The sequence below is a fragment of the Hanstruepera sp. CR43 genome (assembly GCF_055227665.1).
Genome location: NZ_CP200078.1, coordinates 727,643 through 746,201, shown reverse-complemented (window position 1 = coordinate 746,201; position 18,559 = coordinate 727,643). Strand labels below are relative to the sequence as shown.

At 36.3% G+C, this 18,559-nt stretch carries 20 protein-coding genes; 3 read left to right on the top strand and 17 right to left on the bottom strand.

Going from position 1 to position 18,559, the window contains the following annotated elements; all coding sequences use genetic code 11:
- Positions 1 to 7: 7 nt before the first annotated feature.
- Positions 8 to 2,251, top strand: a complete 2,244-nt coding sequence (locus ACKXGU_RS03160) for a TonB-dependent receptor (protein ID WP_463466622.1) — start codon at positions 8 to 10, stop codon at positions 2,249 to 2,251.
- A 29-nt stretch (positions 2,252 to 2,280) separates the two neighbouring features.
- Here the strand turns inward: ACKXGU_RS03160 and ygiD are convergent, their stop codons facing one another.
- From ygiD to ACKXGU_RS03080, 16 genes are all read right to left on the bottom strand, one after another.
- Positions 2,281 to 3,111 (bottom strand): 4,5-DOPA-extradiol-dioxygenase, encoded by an 831-nt coding sequence (gene ygiD, locus ACKXGU_RS03155; protein WP_463467401.1) that lies wholly within the window; start codon positions 3,109 to 3,111, stop codon positions 2,281 to 2,283.
- A gap of 81 nt (positions 3,112 to 3,192) precedes the next feature.
- A complete protein-coding gene (locus ACKXGU_RS03150) occupies positions 3,193 to 3,447 on the bottom strand; it encodes an ester cyclase (RefSeq protein ID WP_463466621.1) in 255 nt (84 codons plus the stop codon).
- Entirely contained in the window at positions 3,425 to 3,781 is a 357-nt protein-coding gene (locus ACKXGU_RS03145; protein ID WP_463466620.1) for a hypothetical protein, read from the bottom strand. Before ACKXGU_RS03145 ends, ACKXGU_RS03150 begins: the two co-directional genes overlap by 23 nt.
- Before the next feature lie 94 nt (positions 3,782 to 3,875).
- Positions 3,876 to 4,709 carry an AraC family transcriptional regulator gene (locus ACKXGU_RS03140; protein ID WP_463466619.1) on the bottom strand — a complete coding sequence of 278 codons (834 nt, stop codon included), beginning with the start codon at positions 4,707 to 4,709 and terminating at the stop codon, positions 3,876 to 3,878.
- A gap of 25 nt (positions 4,710 to 4,734) precedes the next feature.
- The gene (locus tag ACKXGU_RS03135; protein ID WP_463466618.1) at positions 4,735 to 5,262 is read right to left on the bottom strand and encodes a DUF4269 domain-containing protein; all 528 of its coding nucleotides are present in this window, start codon (positions 5,260 to 5,262) and stop codon (positions 4,735 to 4,737) included.
- A gap of 158 nt (positions 5,263 to 5,420) precedes the next feature.
- Positions 5,421 to 6,167: a DUF6090 family protein gene (locus ACKXGU_RS03130; RefSeq protein WP_463466617.1), complete on the bottom strand. Its 747-nt coding sequence runs from the start codon at positions 6,165 to 6,167 to the stop codon at positions 5,421 to 5,423.
- A 9-nt stretch (positions 6,168 to 6,176) separates the two neighbouring features.
- The gene (locus ACKXGU_RS03125) at positions 6,177 to 6,875 is read right to left on the bottom strand and encodes a DUF6090 family protein (protein WP_463466616.1); all 699 of its coding nucleotides are present in this window, start codon (positions 6,873 to 6,875) and stop codon (positions 6,177 to 6,179) included.
- On the bottom strand, positions 6,876 to 7,613 hold the full coding sequence (locus ACKXGU_RS03120) for a DUF6090 family protein (protein WP_463466615.1): 738 nt from the start codon (positions 7,611 to 7,613) through the stop codon (positions 6,876 to 6,878).
- 16 nt (positions 7,614 to 7,629) lie between these two features.
- On the bottom strand, positions 7,630 to 8,430 hold the full coding sequence (locus ACKXGU_RS03115; protein WP_463466614.1) for a DUF6090 family protein: 801 nt from the start codon (positions 8,428 to 8,430) through the stop codon (positions 7,630 to 7,632).
- A 90-nt stretch (positions 8,431 to 8,520) separates the two neighbouring features.
- Complete coding sequence (locus tag ACKXGU_RS03110; protein ID WP_463466613.1) at positions 8,521 to 9,357, bottom strand: endonuclease/exonuclease/phosphatase family protein; 837 nt, start codon at positions 9,355 to 9,357, stop codon at positions 8,521 to 8,523.
- A gap of 123 nt (positions 9,358 to 9,480) precedes the next feature.
- Positions 9,481 to 10,146 (bottom strand): DUF2927 domain-containing protein, encoded by a 666-nt coding sequence (locus tag ACKXGU_RS03105; RefSeq protein WP_463466612.1) that lies wholly within the window; start codon positions 10,144 to 10,146, stop codon positions 9,481 to 9,483.
- Positions 10,147 to 10,296: 150 nt separating this feature from the next.
- A complete protein-coding gene (locus ACKXGU_RS03100; RefSeq protein WP_463466611.1) occupies positions 10,297 to 10,788 on the bottom strand; it encodes a nuclear transport factor 2 family protein in 492 nt (163 codons plus the stop codon).
- A 135-nt stretch (positions 10,789 to 10,923) separates the two neighbouring features.
- Positions 10,924 to 11,760, bottom strand: coding sequence for a PAS domain-containing protein (locus ACKXGU_RS03095; RefSeq protein WP_463466610.1), 837 nt, complete (start codon positions 11,758 to 11,760; stop codon positions 10,924 to 10,926).
- 74 nt (positions 11,761 to 11,834) lie between these two features.
- Positions 11,835 to 12,665 (bottom strand): anti-sigma factor, encoded by an 831-nt coding sequence (locus tag ACKXGU_RS03090; protein ID WP_463466609.1) that lies wholly within the window; start codon positions 12,663 to 12,665, stop codon positions 11,835 to 11,837.
- Positions 12,662 to 13,198, bottom strand: coding sequence for an RNA polymerase sigma factor (locus ACKXGU_RS03085; RefSeq protein ID WP_463466608.1), 537 nt, complete (start codon positions 13,196 to 13,198; stop codon positions 12,662 to 12,664). The genes ACKXGU_RS03090 and ACKXGU_RS03085 overlap by 4 nt, the downstream gene beginning before the upstream one ends.
- 92 nt (positions 13,199 to 13,290) lie before the next feature.
- Positions 13,291 to 13,896 (bottom strand): superoxide dismutase family protein, encoded by a 606-nt coding sequence (locus ACKXGU_RS03080; protein WP_463466607.1) that lies wholly within the window; start codon positions 13,894 to 13,896, stop codon positions 13,291 to 13,293.
- 132 nt (positions 13,897 to 14,028) lie between these two features.
- Between ACKXGU_RS03080 and hemN the strand changes: the two genes are divergently transcribed.
- On the top strand, positions 14,029 to 15,393 hold the full coding sequence (gene hemN, locus ACKXGU_RS03075) for an oxygen-independent coproporphyrinogen III oxidase (protein ID WP_463466606.1): 1,365 nt from the start codon (positions 14,029 to 14,031) through the stop codon (positions 15,391 to 15,393).
- A 108-nt stretch (positions 15,394 to 15,501) separates the two neighbouring features.
- Complete coding sequence (locus ACKXGU_RS03070) at positions 15,502 to 16,335, top strand: universal stress protein (RefSeq protein ID WP_463466605.1); 834 nt, start codon at positions 15,502 to 15,504, stop codon at positions 16,333 to 16,335.
- Between the two features lie 78 nt (positions 16,336 to 16,413).
- On the opposite strand, the gene ACKXGU_RS03065 is transcribed toward ACKXGU_RS03070, so the two are convergent.
- Positions 16,414 to 18,516, bottom strand: a complete 2,103-nt coding sequence (locus tag ACKXGU_RS03065; RefSeq protein ID WP_463466604.1) for a TonB-dependent receptor domain-containing protein — start codon at positions 18,514 to 18,516, stop codon at positions 16,414 to 16,416.
- Positions 18,517 to 18,559: the final 43 nt, after the last annotated feature.

The window sequence follows — 18,559 nt, the reverse complement described above, 5'->3', positions numbered from 1 at the left end:
CCTATCCATGATTTCTAATAAAAATCTATTCCAATATTTACTATTGTTCTTCCTGTGTCAAACCGTTTGGTCACAACAAACCATCAAAGGTCTTGTGTATGACGAATCCGGTCAGCCATTGGAACATGTTTATATCTATAATGCCACGTCAACCAGTCATGCGCATTCCTTGGCCAATGGATCGTTTATTTTGGAAAACAACCAGGTAGGTGACACTCTCAATTTAGGATTGTTAGGCTATGAAAAGCAAATGCTTATTGTCAACCAAAAGTATTTTGATAGTGGTTTGGAAGTTGGATTACAGCCTAAAACTATTTTATTGAATGAATTGATCCTTACCGAGCAGGTTAACGCTCTAAATAGTATTGCCAAGGTTGACTTGGAAACCAATCCTGTAAACTCTTCACAGGAGATTTTACGAAAAGTACCTGGACTTATTATTGGTCAGCATGCTGGAGGCGGAAAGGCCGAACAGATTTTCTTGCGTGGGTTTGATATAGACCATGGAACTGATGTCAGTTTAAGTGTGGATGGCATGCCTGTTAATATGGTTTCCCATGCACATGGTCAGGGTTATAGTGACTTGCATTTTTTAATACCTGAAACCATCAATACCATTAACTTTGGAAAGGGACCTTATTATGCCAATAAAGGTGATTTTACCACGGCAGGTTTTGTGGATTTCAGGACCAAGGATAAATTGGAGACCAGTGAAATCAGTTTGGGTTATGGTCAATTTAATTCCTTGAGAACCTTGGGTCTGTTCGATTTAATGAAAAACAACAAGCGTTCCAATGCCTATGTGGCTTTAGAATATATTGAGTTTGATGGCCCGTTTGACTCACCACAAAATTTTAACCGCTTGAATCTGTTTGGTAAGTATACCACCTACTTAAAAGGAAATGACAAGCTATCGATTAATGTATCGCACTTTACCAGTCGTTGGGACGCCTCGGGTCAAATACCACAACGGGCTGTAGATAGCGGCTTGATTTCACGTTTTGGTGCCATTGATGATACCGAAGGTGGCAATACTTCCAGAAGCAATGTGAACGTGAGTTATAACGCTTTATTGAAAGACGATTTACAATTCAAATCCAATATATTCTATTCCAAATATGACTTTGAATTGTATTCCAATTTCACCTTCTTTTTAGAAGACCCTATTAATGGCGATCAGATTAAGCAGCATGAAGACCGTGATATCTTTGGATTCAATACCCAGTTTATAAAGGATACCCAGTTGGGAGCCATTGATACGCAGATTTCTTCGGGTTTCGGTTTGCGTTACGATTTGGTAAATGATGTGGAATTATCACATACTCGAAATCGTAATGAAACTCTGGAATATCTGGTATTGGGTGATGTCAATGAAACCAATCTCTATGGTTTTGTAAATGTAGATTTTGAATTCGGAAAGTTTGTAGTAGCACCGGCTTTGCGTTTAGACCATTTCAAATTTATGTACAATGATGCTTTGATAACCGATTACGAAACACAGTCGGAAACCAAAACAATCGTTAGTCCGAAACTGAACCTGTTTTTCAATCAGAACCAAAACTTGCAGTGGTTTATAAAGTCAGGTATTGGATTTCATTCCAATGATGCTAGAGTAGTAGTCCAACAAGGAGGTACCGATATTTTGCCTAGGGCTTATGGTACTGATTTAGGTGCTATATGGAAACCATTCAATAAGATGGTTTTTAATGCCACAGCCTGGTATTTATTTTTGGAACAGGAGTTTGTGTATGTGGGTGATGCCGGTATTGTGGAACCAAGCGGCAAATCCGAGCGCTATGGATTGGATTTGGGTATGCGTTACCAATTTACCGACTGGTTATATTTTGATACCGATGCGACCTTGACACATGCGCGCAGTGTGGACGAACTTGATGGTGAAGATTATATTCCATTGGCACCAGATTTCACGTTAACAGGCGGATTGGCCATTAATGATATTAAAGGTTTTTCAGCGGGAATACGCTATCGCTTTATTGATGACAGACCAGCTAATGAAGATAACTCCATTATAGCCGAAGGCTATTTTGTAACCGATGTGAATATGAACTATGCCTTGACTAAAAACATCAATCTAGGTGTCGTTATTGAAAATCTATTTGATACCGAATGGAACGAAACCCAGTTCGCCACGGAATCTAGATTGCAAAACGAAATAAACCCTGTTGAAGAAATTCACTTTACGCCAGGGACTCCCTTTTTTATTAAGGGCATTATAAGTTATCGATTTTAAAGACAAGATTATATTACAAGGTCTTATTATTAACTGGATGCTATTTTTAATGAGGTCATTGTTAATGATCCTGCCACAGGTTTGTCATTGAATAAACTGATGTCGTCGTTGGTTTCTTTCAGCGCCAAGGTGTAGAGTAGTGGCAAATAATGTTCTGGTGTAGGAATGGCCAAATCAAAAGCTTTTCCTTGTGATTTAAAATCGATTAATGGTTGAAAGTCACCACTTAAAATATAGCTTTTCATTTTTTCGTTGGCTTCGGTTGCCCAATCAAAGGCGAATATATCATTCAGTTTGTTCCAGGCCACCATGCGCAGATTGTGTACCATATTACCACTTCCAATAATCAATACCCCTTTTTGGCGTAAGCTGCTGATTTGCTTTGCCAGTTCAAAATGATAACTTGCAGGTTTTGTATAATCAATACTCATTTGGATTACTGGGATATCGGCATTTGGGTATAAGTGCTTAATCACGCTCCAAGCCCCATGATCCAATCCCCATTTATCATCCAGTCCGACCTCGGTTTTGGTTATGAGATGCTTGGTTTCTTTTGCGAGTTCAGGGCTCCCTGGTGCGGGATACTGTACATCAAACAAGGCTTGTGGGAAACCACCAAAGTCGTGAATGGTTGGTGGGTTTTGCATAGCTGTTACAAAAGTACCCCTGGTTTCCCAGTGTGCTGAAATGCAGAGAATGGCATTCGGTTTGGATATTTCGGTGCCTATTTTTCTAAATCCAGCAACAAATTCATTTTCTTCAATGGCATTCATCGGGCTTCCGTGTCCCAAGAACAACACAGGCATTTTACCTGTATTGCTCATAGATGCGGTCATTTTGTTTAAATCTTTTAAATTCATATTTGAAGTTAATAGTGGCAAAAGTGCCATTGATTTTATAAAATCTTTTCGATTCATTTATAAGGAATAGAGTTTATGGATTTATTGTGCTAACCCAATTTGTTTCATGAAATCTTGATTATCGTAAAATAAATATTCTTCAGTCATTTTTCCATCCTGCCAATGTGCAATGGTTGCCATGCGTAATTTAAATGATTTACCAGTTGGTGGAATTGTTTTGCCTTCGCCAATAGGCATGGGTTCGGTAAAAGTTCCTTGTAATTCACCAATAACGGCCGTCCACTCTCCACTTCCAAACTTTACCGGATGATTTTCAATACGTGTGTTCTGGTGCAAATACAAACATGGGTTTTAAATCGTCAATATGCGCTGGATAAAGCCCTTGGGTAACACTGCCATCGGCATTGTAAACCACGATATCATCTTTATGGCTATGACTGAATTTATCCCATTTTTGATTGGTATAAAATTCGTAATCCAAAGAATCAAAAGCCACCAGGCGTTGCTGTGTTTTGGCTTCAGCATCTTTGTAGATTTTTAGTTCAGCTTCCAATTTTGCAACCTTGGCCTGTAAGTTCTTCTCGTTAGTGTTTGAACAACTTGTAAAAAGGGTTATAAATCCTATTAGCACGGCTACTGCAAAACCTGATATTTTAAAATTTGTTTTCATCTTATTCATTTTTATAGTTTCTAAATTTGATTATGCAAAGATGATTATAAAAGTAAGTTGCTTGTTTACACTTTTAGGAAGACCTATGGTAATTTTAGGAAATTAGGGTGTTTTTCATATCCTCTCTAAATTCACTAGGTGATTGTCCCGTCTTCTTTTTAAAGACTTTGGAGAAGTATGAGTTTTCATTGTATCCTAATTCGTAAGCTATTTCGGCAACTGTTTTATCGGTAGAAATGAGCAGGTTTTTGGCCTCAATCAATTTTCGGGTTTCTATGATTTCTGAAACACTTTGTTCCAAGATATTTTGGCAGATGATATTCAGGTTTCGCGAGGACATAAACAATTTTTCAGCATAAAATTCTACACCAACAGGCCGGTGATAGTTTTCTTCCAATATGCTCAAAAAATTGCCAAAAGAGATATGCTGTGTTTTTTGGGATGTATGATCAGCAGGCAATAATTTTTTTCGTTCCGCTTCAATCATTGTTAAGAGTACACTTAATAACTGTCTGATAATAGCATAATCTGAATCTTCCTGCTGGGTCTCGTCGTACATCATTTCACAAATCTTAACCAGTCGTAGAAAGCAATTATCTCGTTTCAATTCAATATTGGCTTGGTTGTGATATAAGGCATACAATTGAAAAGTAGTTTCTGGTATAAATTCACTTTTAAATCGAATGCCCCAAATTTCACTTTTGCCATGTAATGGTTTTGGAATAACCCGGTGTGTTTTTCCTTTGGTTATGAAGCTAACAAAAGGCGCTTGTATTTTAGAGGTTTTAAAATCAATGAAATGTTCCAATTCACCTTCTATACCAATAAGCAATTCTTCAAAATTGTGGTTATGCGGTTCATTGGGTGATTCTGCAATTCTTTTGACTTCATTGGTATCTACTTTGAATATGTGAAACAATTTATTCATGATATGAGATTTGCTGTATACATTTTCATAGTTCAAACTGTAACAAGGCTTCATACGGATTTCCCTGTAGCCCTAACAATTTTGCAAAAGCGGGTTCTGTTTTCAGGCCTGCTTGCTTCAATCGTATGATTTCTGCTCTAAAATCGGCATTCTTCGATTTTAGGATTTGATATTCAATCAACATATGCCTATAAGCATGTTGCCGTTGTGTCGGGCAATCCTGTCCAAAAATTTCAATGTCGAAGTCGCCATACCGAAATGTTGCTATGGTCGTTTTTAAATGATTCCAATAACTGGTTTTTATTTGAAAATAATCCTTATCGGAATAACAAGCCATCAGGGTTTCAGTAAAGGCCTTATGATTGGCACATTCACAAATAATGTCCAGGTCACTATCTGCAAGGTCAATACCTATTGGAATCGTTCCTGTTAATATGAGGTTATAAGCCTTTAAACTTTCAAAAACTGACAGTTCGGTCAATTTTAAATAGGCTTCTTGTTGGCGTTTATTCCCTTTTTTAAGATAGCTGATATTTGTAAAATCGGTAGACAATTTTTTTAATTCATGTAATATTCGGCAGCCTTAAAGGTAATGATTTTTATATCTGTAGTATTCCTGAATGGGTGATTTCAAGGATGACATATTTTCGGTGCGGCCCTATTTCATTTTTAGAATATCAGTTGGGGCCTCATTTTAGCAAGAATATAATCTTAAGGGTTTTCTAATTCAGTATTTAACAAGGTCATTAGAGCTTGATTTTGTATTTGGGTATTCATGATCAATTCATTTTGATTGAGAATAATCATTTTAATTCCAAAAAGATCGGATAACAACTGCTTATCTGTGGCAATATCCAAGTCATTAACAGAAGGCATTTTTGAAGGAATCCCCATCCAATTGGCCACAAATTCTTTGGTAAAAAACTTCGGGTAATATTCGTCGACAATCCGTCTGTTCAAAACCATAATACGATTTTGAACACCCATTAAGTAGTCATAGTCATAATATTCAGACAAGGCTTTTCGAAGGTCACTATCAGCAATAAGATCAATATTTTCTGCCGAAAGCATATTATTGAATGCAATTCGCACAGGGTCAAACACTTCATAGAAGGTAAATTCATTGGCGTTTTTATTGAAAATATGAAAACGTTCGACATTGGAGATTGTATCCACAAAAATCTGAAGCATCTCATCAACCATACGTGTTTTTTTTACGTTAAAATCTAATACGGTTTGGAGCCTCATGGAATCTTGATGAAGATTATTTCGTATTTCCTGCAAATAGGTCTGTTCCTTGTGTTTTGTTTGCCGTTTAATGTTCCAATTGTTAACCTGTAAGGCTATGAGAATACCAATAACGACCAATATAATCTCGCCAATGGCATATTTTAAATACTTGGCAGTTTTGCCTTCAGAAAGTAAGTTTCGACGAATTTTTCTAAATAAATGAATCATCTTTTATCTTTAATATTTATTTTGGATTTCGTGTAATAGATTATCTATTTCCTTACTCGCATTGACTAGAACGGTTTCATACCAGGTCATTTGTATAAAATGAAAGTAAAGATCGTCCAATGTCTTTGATAGTTGTAAATCATCGGAAATATTAAACTTTTTGGAACGTCTTTCGTGAATATATTTTTTACTGATATCACTCCATCTATCATCCACTATTTTACCATTGTCTATAAGTCTTTCATAGGTTGAATTGTAAAGTTTGATGATAGATTGTATTGTTTTTTTGTTTTTGTAAGTGTTTATCTGGTTGCCGGAAATGGCGGCTTGATACGAACCCGAAATGGGGTAAAAAGTACGTTGACCAGTATCAATGTATATTTTAAATAAGGAATCTATTACAATTTTATCCTTTTCAATATCAATAGATTCTGTGTTCAGTTGATTGTAGGCTTCCAGTTTAGGCTTCATGGTATTCAAAACCTCTATGATGAATAACTTATCTTGTTCCAAGTCATTTTTAATGCCTTTTAAAAACGCCATTTCTGCCTGTTCCTGTTTTCTGCTTTCATTCCAATTATTAATCTGTAAGGCAATCAAGATTCCAATAACCACCAAAATGATTTCACCAACAGCATATTTGAGATACTTTCCGGTTTTGCCTTCTGAAAGTAATTTTTGGCGAATTTTACGAGAGATTGTTATCATTTACGTTTTTGTTTCTTCAATTAATTCAACCAATGTTTTTCTAGCTCTCTTAAGCCATTTTCTAGTCATCACATACATATATAATTTGTCGTCTATGTGATTTTCAAAACAGGAGTCAGAGAGTAAAGCCGCATTGCTTTTCAAAATGGTTGATGGTCTATAATTAAATTCGTCATCAGAAACATCAACATTCCTTAAAGAACCATATTGTTTTAAATAAGCTATAATTTCCTCACCTGTTTGTTCCGTTCTTTGTTGAACCTCTTGCATTTCTTTTGTTTGTCTAGACCATTTGTAAAGTAAAAGTTTTAATTGTGGGTTGTTAAGCTCTGCAATGCCTCCTGAATTATTCAAATTGTTTAAAAGATATTCACTGGGTTTCCAGTTTGGAGATTCCAGTGCGTCGGAGAGCCAGATGTTCAGTGAATCCAGAGAATGGTTGGTTGTTTGAGCAGAAAACTTACCAAATAGTTTTTCAAGAGAACCAATAACGTCATCGACTTCAAGAGAAATAGAATCTAAATCTTTCAAATTGTCCTCAAATTCCCCTTTAAGATTTAAAAGGAGTTGTTTCTCCTGTAAATTGGCTTTGCGCTCTTCGTTCCAATTATTAATCTGTAGGGCAATCAAAATCCCAATGACCACCAAGATGATTTCACCAACGGCATATTTGAGATACTTTCCGGTTTTACCCCCTGAAATTAGGTTTTGACGGATGTGTCTGAAGAATTTTATCATAGTTTGCAAAACTTTGTTATTTGTCAAGCTCCTTTTCGATAAGAAATATAATATGGTCTATGGTTTCCTGCATATTTTTTCCTTTGCTTGATCGTGTCTCTTCAACCAAAATAACTTGACTATACACCCAGCATTGGTTTAAATAATTATAAAACACATCAGACTTCAGAAGGTTGAGGTCAATCTCTGGATAGTCCTCACTATTTATATGATATTCAGTATCTAATCGTTTGAGCTTGGAAGGTAATTTAGTGAGCTTTGATATAAAAGGGAATAGGTAGGTGAATTTATAATCTTGTGCCAAGCGTTGGGTATTTTGAAAGTTGATGACTTGATCGTTCCACTGTATCAACAGTGACTTTAGGGTGTCATTATGGATTATATTGAGATTGCCAGAATTGATAAGCGAGTTAATGATGCCCCGTGAAGGTTCAAACGTTTTTGAACTCCATGCACTTCTGTCCAAATGAATATAAATACTATCAGTTAAATGCTCACTAACTTGGTTGGTATCTAACATGTTTAGCAAATATTTCATGCTATTATATACTGATTTACTATGACGCTGGCCTTCATTAAAAAGCTCACGGCTTTCAATAAATTCCCCATGCAGACTCTTTAAGGCTTGATATTCTTCCTGCTGTAGTTTTCGGTTTTCATTCCAATTATTAACCTGCAAGGCAATCAAAATACCAATGACCACCAAAATGATTTCACCAATGGCATATTTTAGGTACCTGCCTGCCGGCAAGGCAGGCTTTCCAGTTTTACCCCCTGTAATTAGGTTTTGACGAATCTTCCTAAAGAATTTAATCATGAGTGATTGGTTTTTCTAAAGATATGGTTTTTAATCATTTGAATACAAAAAAACAAAACCTATCAGAACATAACCATGGATTTGTTGGCGCTAGTCTTCTTGTAATTCCACTAATACGGGTAAATGATCCGATATGTAATGGCTATTAGGCATCTTGTCGTCTATGTGCCTATAGGTAGCAACTTCTATGTTTTTTACAAAAATGTAATCAATCCGTCGTTCAGGAATGGTGTTTTCCGTAAAACCCGTAAAGGTACCTACAGGGCCATAAATACCTATTTTTGAAGCATCTCCAAAGATGCTTGTTAAGGTTTTAATGGCTTGACTTTGGGGTTCCGAATTAAAATCACCCATGAGTATCACGGGATAATTGGCAGTATTTAAGTTGCTTATTTTTTTAAGGATGAGTTCCGATGATTTTTCTCTAGCCAGTACCCCAAGATGGTCATAATGGGTATTGAATACCCAGAATTTTTGCTTCGACTGTTTGTCTAGAAACAAGCCATAGGTGCAAATACGCTCCATAGAGGCATCCCAGCCAACGGAAACGGTATCTGGTGTTTCAGATAGCCAAAAGGTAGAACCCTGTATCAATGATAATTTATGATGGTTATAATATATGGCACTAAACTCACCTTTGTTCATACCATCATCTCGGCCAACACCAATTCTGGAATAGTCAGTTAGCTGGGTATCCAAATACTCTAATTGATGTAGTAAACCTTCCTGTATACCCAGCACATCGGGCCTGTAATAGGTAATTAAATGTGATAATTCCTGTTTTCGGTTATCCCATTGGTTAATACCGTCTCCTGGGTTATCATAACGGATATTATAGGTCATGATTTTTTTTATTTGACCATACGCCTGACTATGGAAGCCTATTGTAACTAGTGAATACAGGAATATGTTATAAATAAGTTTCATGTTATGTTGTTACATGTCTATGCCATCAGGACTGCCTACCAGCGAAACAGATTTCTAGATTAGCTTAAAAAGATTGGTTTTTTAACACAGTTTTTTGTTGGCATTTCGTTTTTAATTAAATTTCTAATATTTCCCTCCTTCTAAATTTATTTCTTTGTTTTTTAAAATCTTTTTAATGGCTCTTTCAACTTGTGATCGATTAAAGCCAGCCTTCATTTTGGGATGATATAATAACTTAATTACGTCTTTATCTAAATATGAATACTCAACAGGATTTATTTCTTCAGATTTATGCTCAAAGAAAATACTATCTTCGTAAGATTCAGGGTCAAAAGGTAGCCCTATGCTTTGAGTTATTTCTTCCAAAATTGTTGATTCTTGAGTTGAGATATTTTCTTCAGTATTTATGTAAATTGAAGACCTGAAAATATTATAACTTGGCATATAAAATTCGGAAAAACAAAACCCTGAAACTTCTCCAATTTCATTTTCTGTTCTTATTAGTTCATCATAAAATTTCGAGTATGTTTTTTTGATTTGTTCTTTATTACCCAAGAATAAATATGTGTTACTCTCTTTAAAAACACTTGTTAGTTTTATTTGAAATTCTTCACCAGCTAATGCATTAATCTTTTTAATTGTATTATTAATAAAAACACTCTGTTCTTTATAATCGTTATTATTATCCTTGATTATATAAATAGTCATTGGTTTTCTCCATTTTATGACTTTATTTACGTTTTCATTAAATTCAGATTTTAAAGCAACCTCTTTAAAATATTCTATCAATTCTTGTTCGTAGGTCGTTGGTTCATATGATAATCTGATATAGTTAAAATAAATGAATGAACATATAGAAATAATTAAAATAAATATGATTATCAATTTATTAGTGCTAGTCATTATTACAAATGATGTTAGTGGCTTAAATTTCTTGTTTTAATGAAGACTGATAACTCTTGTAACCGTCCAATGGTCATTGGTTTTTTTCCAAACCGCAATAAATCTACTTGCTTTTGATTTATTTTCGGGTGTGTTTTTATTATTGAACGTATGATATCCCATTTCAATAGCTCCATAGTCTTTTATAGGATAAACCTCAATACTGCCTTCAATTAATGTTCTGGTTACTTTACCGCAAATATTGTTTTCCAGTGCGGTTAAAATTTGCTCTTTTGAAGTCACTAAACCGCCTTGATCATGATAGAACTCCAAATCTTCTGAATAGAGGGCTTTTTGCGTGGCCATATCACAATTATTGTAGGCGTCAAATAGTTTTTTATCCAGGGCTACAATCGTGTCATAGAGTTCTTGATTGGCTGGCACATAAGTCCTGTTTAAAACAGCTTCATATGTTTCTTGAGAATAACCCCATGCACTATTTAGCAGCATCATGGTAAAAAAAATAAATTGTAGTTTTTGGAGTACCATTTTATTTGAGTTTTGATTAGTGGTTTTGAGGTTCTTGAAACTAACTATTTGCATAAGAATTGAGAGCTTTAAATGCTTGATTATAAGTAAAAAAAATCGCGATAAATAGTCATGTATTGTACTAAAGATATTTTTTTAATTGATGTTAAAATCTCTAAAATGACGTTTGCCTTTTAATGCTTTTTCGTATTCGTTTTTGCTTAAAATGTTTTCATCCAGCACCATGTTTACCTTGCAAATGGAATCAATTAAATCATGCACCAGTTTTTGGTTATGACGGACTTGTTCATCAAAATAATGATAATCAACATTGATGCAAATGGCGCCTACAAGTCCCATTTTATCTTTATAGATGGGTATGGTGGTACATTTAAATTTCCTGGAGCCAATATTGAGTTCGTAGTTTAATTTATCTTCTTTATTGGAATCCCGCCTTTTTAAATCCATAACCAGATTGGTTGCCGGAGCTTCAACATTTCTGCCAGTAACATTGTTTTTAATGTGGTAAAGAGCCTTTGAGGGATTGCTTAAATTATGAAGTAAAATTTCAATTCCGCAATCCGGGAAACTATCTCCAATAAGCCTGACAATACGCTTGTAGTTTTCCAGGAACTCTGTAGAGTCGTCCAGCACTTTGTCCCCATTATAAACCTTGTAGAGTCTATTATAATCATTCAGGGCACTTGCGCTTAGAACCTGACGTACATTGTTTTGCTCTCCAATCAATACCAATTGTCGTCCTGCTTGATAGTCCCTTTTTTTTAATAGTGTAGCAACGGCTTCATTAAATAAATCAAAATCAAACTGAAGCATCTTTTTGTTGTCTACAACAAAGGGATAGCACTTATAGTTTTCAAGAGGATTTCCTTGATTCTTCTTTCGCTCACGGTATCGACCATATAAAAAACCAACGCCAACAAAAATAACAGATGCTACAAGCCCATAAATAATATTTAATATACCTTCAATCATATATTGTTATGATTTTCACCTTTCTAAATTACTAAAAGAAAATGAATATGCTAAAACGCCGTGTCATTTATATGCTATGGCGTAGACTGCACCGCACCCAACGCATACAACTGTTCTAGGGTAGGACTTTCACTACCACCAGCAGGCTCCAGGGTAATACCAAAGGCTTCGGAGGCATTCGCATTGCTAATGGTAAAGATTTTGTTTTCATCGGTAGTAAAACTGTCTATGGTACCTAAATTGGTTGGCATCAATGGGTTTAGGGTTAAGGACCACACCTGGTACACCTTGCCACGTGGTGGCTCTGGTAAGCCTTGGGCATCTAGGTAAATGTTGTTAGTTTCCTTATCCCAATATACCATGGCATAGGCTTCCGGATATACGGCTTGTCCGGCTAAAGGTACGGTAACCATATCCTTATCACGTAATACAGACAATAGTTTTTGGGCTTCTTCCAAACTCACCTGGGCTTTGCTAATTTGTTCTTCCAGCAACTGGTTTTCAATAAACTGTTGGTTGAGTTCGGTCTCAACGGTTTGTATTTCAGACTCTAAAGCACTTTTTTGGTTGAATAGCCAAATCAAACCACCAGCCAATAATACCGAAGCTGCCCAACCGGTGTAAGCATACCAACGGTTTCGTGGTTTGCGATCCAACGGTATGACTTTAGGGTCTGTACCAGTTAATCCCAAGGCTTGTTTAACCGCCGGGAACAGGTATTTGGAATCCCTTGGGCTTACGGCGGCCGTAAGCTTTATGACAGAAGCCTCAATGTTTAGTACCTCGCTCAACAAATCGGGGTTTTCCAAGAGTTTGTTGTAGACGGCTTCGTTTTCTTTGTCAGAAAGGGAGCCTGCAACATATAGTTCCAATATTCCAGATTCTATGTATTCTTGATTTGTCATTTATTTACATCCAACATGTTTCGCAATTCATTGATGCAATTTCTATTGCGTGTTTTTATAGTGCCCACAGGCATATCTAACGTTTCAGAAGCTTCTTTTTGGGTATAACCTTTAAAGTATAACAGCTCAATCACTTCAATGCATTTTTTGGCGAGTTTCTTTACAAATTTTTGGATACCAATGGCATCGGTTTGGCTGTTTAGGTTGTCTTGATTTTCAAGAATATCTACGAAAAATTCCGCTTGGAGGTTTTTTTTGGAATTCTTAAAGGCTTTTGATCGGGTTTTATCTATGGCTGCATTACGAGCAATATTAATAAGCCAGGTAAAAAAACGACCCTTTTTAGCGGAATAACTATCAGCATTATGCCAGGCTTTGATAAACACATCCTGCATGACTTCTTCGGCAATATCGCGGTCCCTGACAATATTGTAGATAACCCCATGCATACTGTTACTGTACATATCGTAAAGGGTTTCAAAGGCTTTTTCGTCGCGTTCCTGAAACTTTGAAACCAAAAGGTCTAATTGCATAGGGTGTGGTTTATGGATACAAAATAGGCATTTAAAGTCAATAAAAAAAGCTACCCATGGGTAGCTTTCCTTTTATATTTTGAATGACGCTCTTATTCAATGATACCGGCACAACTCACACGACCTCCTGCCGCACCAGTAGGTTGTGTAGTAAAGTCGTCCACACCTTGGTGTACAATAATGGCCTTGCCTATGATATCCTTGGCAGGGTCGCCACAGCCAATACACCACTCATCGGTAGTAAAAGTAGCGGTTCCGTTGCCATTCTCATCGGCATGAAAGTTACCGATATCACCTTTGTGGTAGCCGGCTTCGTCACCCCATTTACCATGTGGCTGTGCTGTAGGGTTCCAGTGGCCACCAGTTGAGGTACCATCATCTGCCGAGCAATCGGCTGTTTCATGTAAATGGATGGCATGGTCACCTGGTTCTAATCCAGACATAACAGCCGTAAATTGCACGGTGCCGTTTTCTTCTCTAAATACAGCGTTACCACTTACGGTGCTACCGCTTTTTGGGTTTAAGGCTACCTTTATTTTTTTAACTTCTTCGGTTTTGGTTTCAACCACTTCAGGTATTTGTTCGGTAGTGGTTTCCGTAGTTTCCGTTTCGGTTTCTGTGGTTTCTTTTTTGTCTTTTTTACAAGCCATCACGCTTACAAAAAGCGCCATGATTAACAATAAACTTATTTTTTTCATGTGTTTAATTTCAATTTTAGTTCCCATAAAATTACACATAATTTAAGACATACTAAAACCTGAAGCATAAATATGACAATTATCATATTCTGTTTAATCCCTTAGCCATACTTTTGAATATAGTTAATAGGTATGACTAGCAAATTGATACATAAATATAACATAGCGGGACCACGCTATACCAGTTACCCAACTGTGCCTTATTGGGATGCCGATACGTTTTCGGCCCATGCGTGGCAGGATAGTGTACAGACATCATTTACGGAAAGCAATGCTCAAGAAGGTTTGAGTATCTACATTCATTTACCGTTTTGTGAGAGTCTGTGTACCTTTTGTGGTTGCAACAAACGCATAACCAAACGCCATGAGGTTGAAGAACCCTACATTAATTATGTTTTAAAGGAATGGGATTTATACTGTGATTTGTTTGAGGGTAAGCCCTATATCAAGGAATTGCATTTGGGTGGCGGTACACCCACGTTTTTTTCACCTGAAAATTTAAAAACATTAATTAACGGTATTCTGAAAAAAAGCACCTTGGCTTCCCAGTATGAATTTAGTTTTGAAGGGCATCCTAATAACACGACTCGGGAACATTTACAGACCTTGTATGATTTAGGATTTAGACGTGTGAGTTTTGGGGTTCAGGATTATAACCTCTGTGTACAAATGGCTATTCATCGGATTCAGCCTTTTGAAAATGTCCAGACGGTTACCAACATGGCGCGAGAGATTGGCTATACATCCGTTGGTCATGATATTATTTTTGGGCTACCTTTTCAAACCGTAGCGCATGTGCAGGAAACCATTGCAAGAACCAAGTTGTTACAGCCAGACCGTATAGCCTTTTATAGCTATGCCCATGTGCCATGGATTAAAGGGAATGGGCAACGCGGTTTTCATGATTCCGATTTGCCAGCCGCCAAAGTGAAACGCCAGCAGTATGAATTGGGTAAGCAGTTGTTGTCTGATATAGGTTATCATGAAATTGGTATGGATCATTTTGCATTACCAACGGATTCTCTGTATCAAGCTATGGAGCACCAGACATTACATCGTAATTTTATGGGCTATACAGCCTCTAAAACCCAAATGATGATCGGGTTGGGTGTATCGGCCATTAGTGACAGTTGGTATGGTTTTGCCCAAAATGTGAAAGACCTACCGTTATATTACAAGTTGTTGGATGATAATCAGATTCCAGTGTACAGAGGTCATATATTGACCCAGGAAGATATTGTTGTAAGAACACACATTTTAAATTTGATGTGTCATTTTGAAACCTCGTGGCAAGATGATACCTTGCGCTTTGATGAATTGCCAGATGCCTTGATCAAACTCCAGGAAATGGAAACAGACGGCTTGATTGCCATACATTCAAAGGCAATTCGGGTAACCCAAAAAGGACAACCGTTTGTACGCAATGTGTGTATGGCTTTTGATAGGCGTTTACAGCGAAGACAACCGGAAACACAGTTGTTTTCAATGACTGTTTAGGCTGTGTTAATAAAAGATTAAACTCCTTGAAAAGGTGGGTTTTGACTAAAATAAATCGTAACTTAAAGTATCATTAAAATAGAATTTGTTTAACCAAAAATAACAATCATGAAAAAAATTATAGTCCCTATAGATTTTTCTGAATATTCAGATTACGCGTTGGAAACAGCTGCTATGTTAGCTAAAAAGAACAACGCTGAAATATTGGCCCTTCACATGTTGGAAATGTCCGAAGCCATATTGACCAAAGGCGATAGTGAAATGCAGCAAGAAACTATTTTTTATTTAAAACTAGCCGAAAAACGCTTTAATGAGTTTTTGGATAAAGATTATTTAGATGGCCTGACTGTAACACCTATTGTGAAGCACTTTAAAGTGTTTAGTGAGGTGAATGAGGTAGCCAAAGAACAACAGGCCGATTTAATTGTCATGGGTTCTCACGGATCTAGTGGTCTTAAAGAATTTTTTGTAGGTTCTAATACTGAAAAGGTGGTGCGTTATGCCGAAATACCTGTATTGGTGATCAAGCATAATCCAATCCTTACCGAGTTTGACACAGTGGTATTTGCCTGTGACTTTTCAGAAGATTCTGTTGCGGCTTATTTAAACGCCAAGCGTATGTGCGATAGTTTAAAAGCCAAAATGCATTTAATCTATGTGAACTTACCAAGCGAAAGTTTCAAGAGTACAGCAGAAATTGAAGCTAAAGTTGGTGGATTCTTAAAGAAAGCCGATGGCGATTTAGAGGGTTTGAGCAACGTGGCCTATGTGAATGATTACACGGTAGAAAAAGGTATTACCAATTTTTCAAATCAAGTAGGTGCCGATTTAATCGCTATTGCTACTCACGGTAGAAAAGGATTAGCACATTTCTTTGAAGGCAGTATCTCTGAAGATTTGGCTAATCATGCTACCTTACCCGTTATGACATTTAAAATTTAAACATCCATAAGTTTAGTTTGAGTTTAATATGCAAAAGGCGTTGAATCTGAAGTTCAACGCCTTTTCTTTTTTATTTAATTAAAACTTGTACTGAAGAAAAGCAGAAAAATTTCTCCCAGGTTCTGTGATTGGGATCCTTCCAAAATCGGCTTGATTGTTAAAGGAAAAGTTTAAATGGTTGTTGTAGGCTTCGTCAAAAACATTTAAAGCTGCTAGACCCAGCGTAACATTTTTCAACGGATTAATACCTAATCGAATATCAAAAGTTTGCCAACCATCTGTTGAGGTTTCACCAAAGCTCTCTGCAATATGGTCTTGCTTACTAACTAAATGATACTGAACGTTCGCCCAATATTTTTCCTTTTGTAAACCAAGTGTCAATTTAGTTGTAAAAGGTGGAGTAAGTGGTAATGACTCACTTAAATCTTTGTTCTTTGTATAGACATAAGCAAAGTCTGTTTGAAAATAGAAGCTGTTTAAAAAGTCTACTTTTATCATAGCCTCAAAGCCTGTTTTATAAGCCTCATCTAAATTCCTAAATACCTTTGGGTGTCTAGGTTCAGCCATTGGCATAAACTTTCTGTTTAAGGTTGAATCCACAACAGCGACTATGTAATTTTCAAAAAGTGAATAATAGAAAGAAGCGGAATAGCTAAATTTATTAAAACCATTGCTTAATTTTTCATGACCTTTAAAACCAATTTCAAACTGGTTGTTTATTTCGGCATCTAGATTAGGATTTCCAATATATTCATAAGGGTCTTGCCCAACAGTAAAGTGATTGATGTAGCGTTCTATCATATTTGCTGAACGAACTCCGCGGCCATAGGCAGCTTCTAAAGTAAACTTATTAGACACTAATTTCTTTACTGAAACTGTTCCACTTATGTTGTTCTCTGTACGTTTTTCTAAATCGTACATTTCTGCAAAATCAGCTTCAGGATCATTGATATCGGAAACCACCATATCGTAGCGTACGCCAGCTGTAAATATCGTAGAATTGGTCAAAGACCATTTAGCTTCAGTAAAAACGCCAAAGTCATTTACATAGGAATCTTGCCAAACTTTGTCAGTAAAAAGCATTGGCTTATCTAGTATATTACCATTCATGATTTTTACAAGTCGTGTTCTATTGCCATCTCTGCCTATATGCATGGCATCCAATCCACTGTATATGTTTAACTTTTTGTTAGGTTGCCAATGCAATTCTAATTTTCCACCAATGGTAGTAGCATTAACATTGGATTCGGCTTCCATCATCCTGAAAGTAGGTCTGTTTCTATTGTGCATTAAATGGTCTACATAACTGTAATATCCTTTAACGGTTAAAGCTTTTGCTACATTTCCAAGATTATCCGCTTTGTATTCTAAAGCCATGATACTACTGTTATCAAAATCAGTATCCATTGGTAATCCAGCATGTAGGACGTCTTTACCAAATGATTGTCTCCAATGTGCCTGCAAACGCTGATTTTCGGTAAAATTATAGCCAGCTTTTATGCCATAATCTGTACTTCTAAAAGATGAAGGGATTTCAGTGTCATTACCATCTTCATAATTTCCAAAATCACGATATCCAGCATTTCCAACTATGTCATACTTGTCTTGTATGTATTGTATCTGAACCATACTGACCAAAGAATTTCCATTGGTTTCATAACCAGCTGATGCCTTGCCATGAAAGCCTCTATCTAGATAGTCTGGTTTTTGTGTAACCATATTGATAACACCACCAAAGGTAGTCCCATAACGTACCGTGTAGGGCCCTTTAACGATTTCAATTCTTGCAATTTCTTCAGGGATAATATGTGTGGTTATAGGATCCATGCGGTTTGGGCACGCATGCATGGCTTTTGTCCCACCGTCGTATTGTACATTGAGCTGCTCATATTGAGCCGCCCTAAATGATGGATCAATAGCATAATTACCTCTTTTTATAACCGAGAACCCGTTTATGTTGTTAAATAAATCAGCTACGTTTTTAGGTTGTACAACATTTTCTTCATAATCGTTTGAAACTGAAGTTAAAATGGGATCTGTTTTTACATTTCCAGTAATAATAACTTCATCTAGTTGTACTTGTTTTTGCTTTGTAGTGTCTTGTGTTATTTCATTTTTTTCTTGAGAATAAGACACGCTAAATAGTAGCATGCTGAAAAGCACACTATAAAATATTTTCATTTTTAATGATTTTAAGTGTAATTAAATTAGTGATGTAAAAACC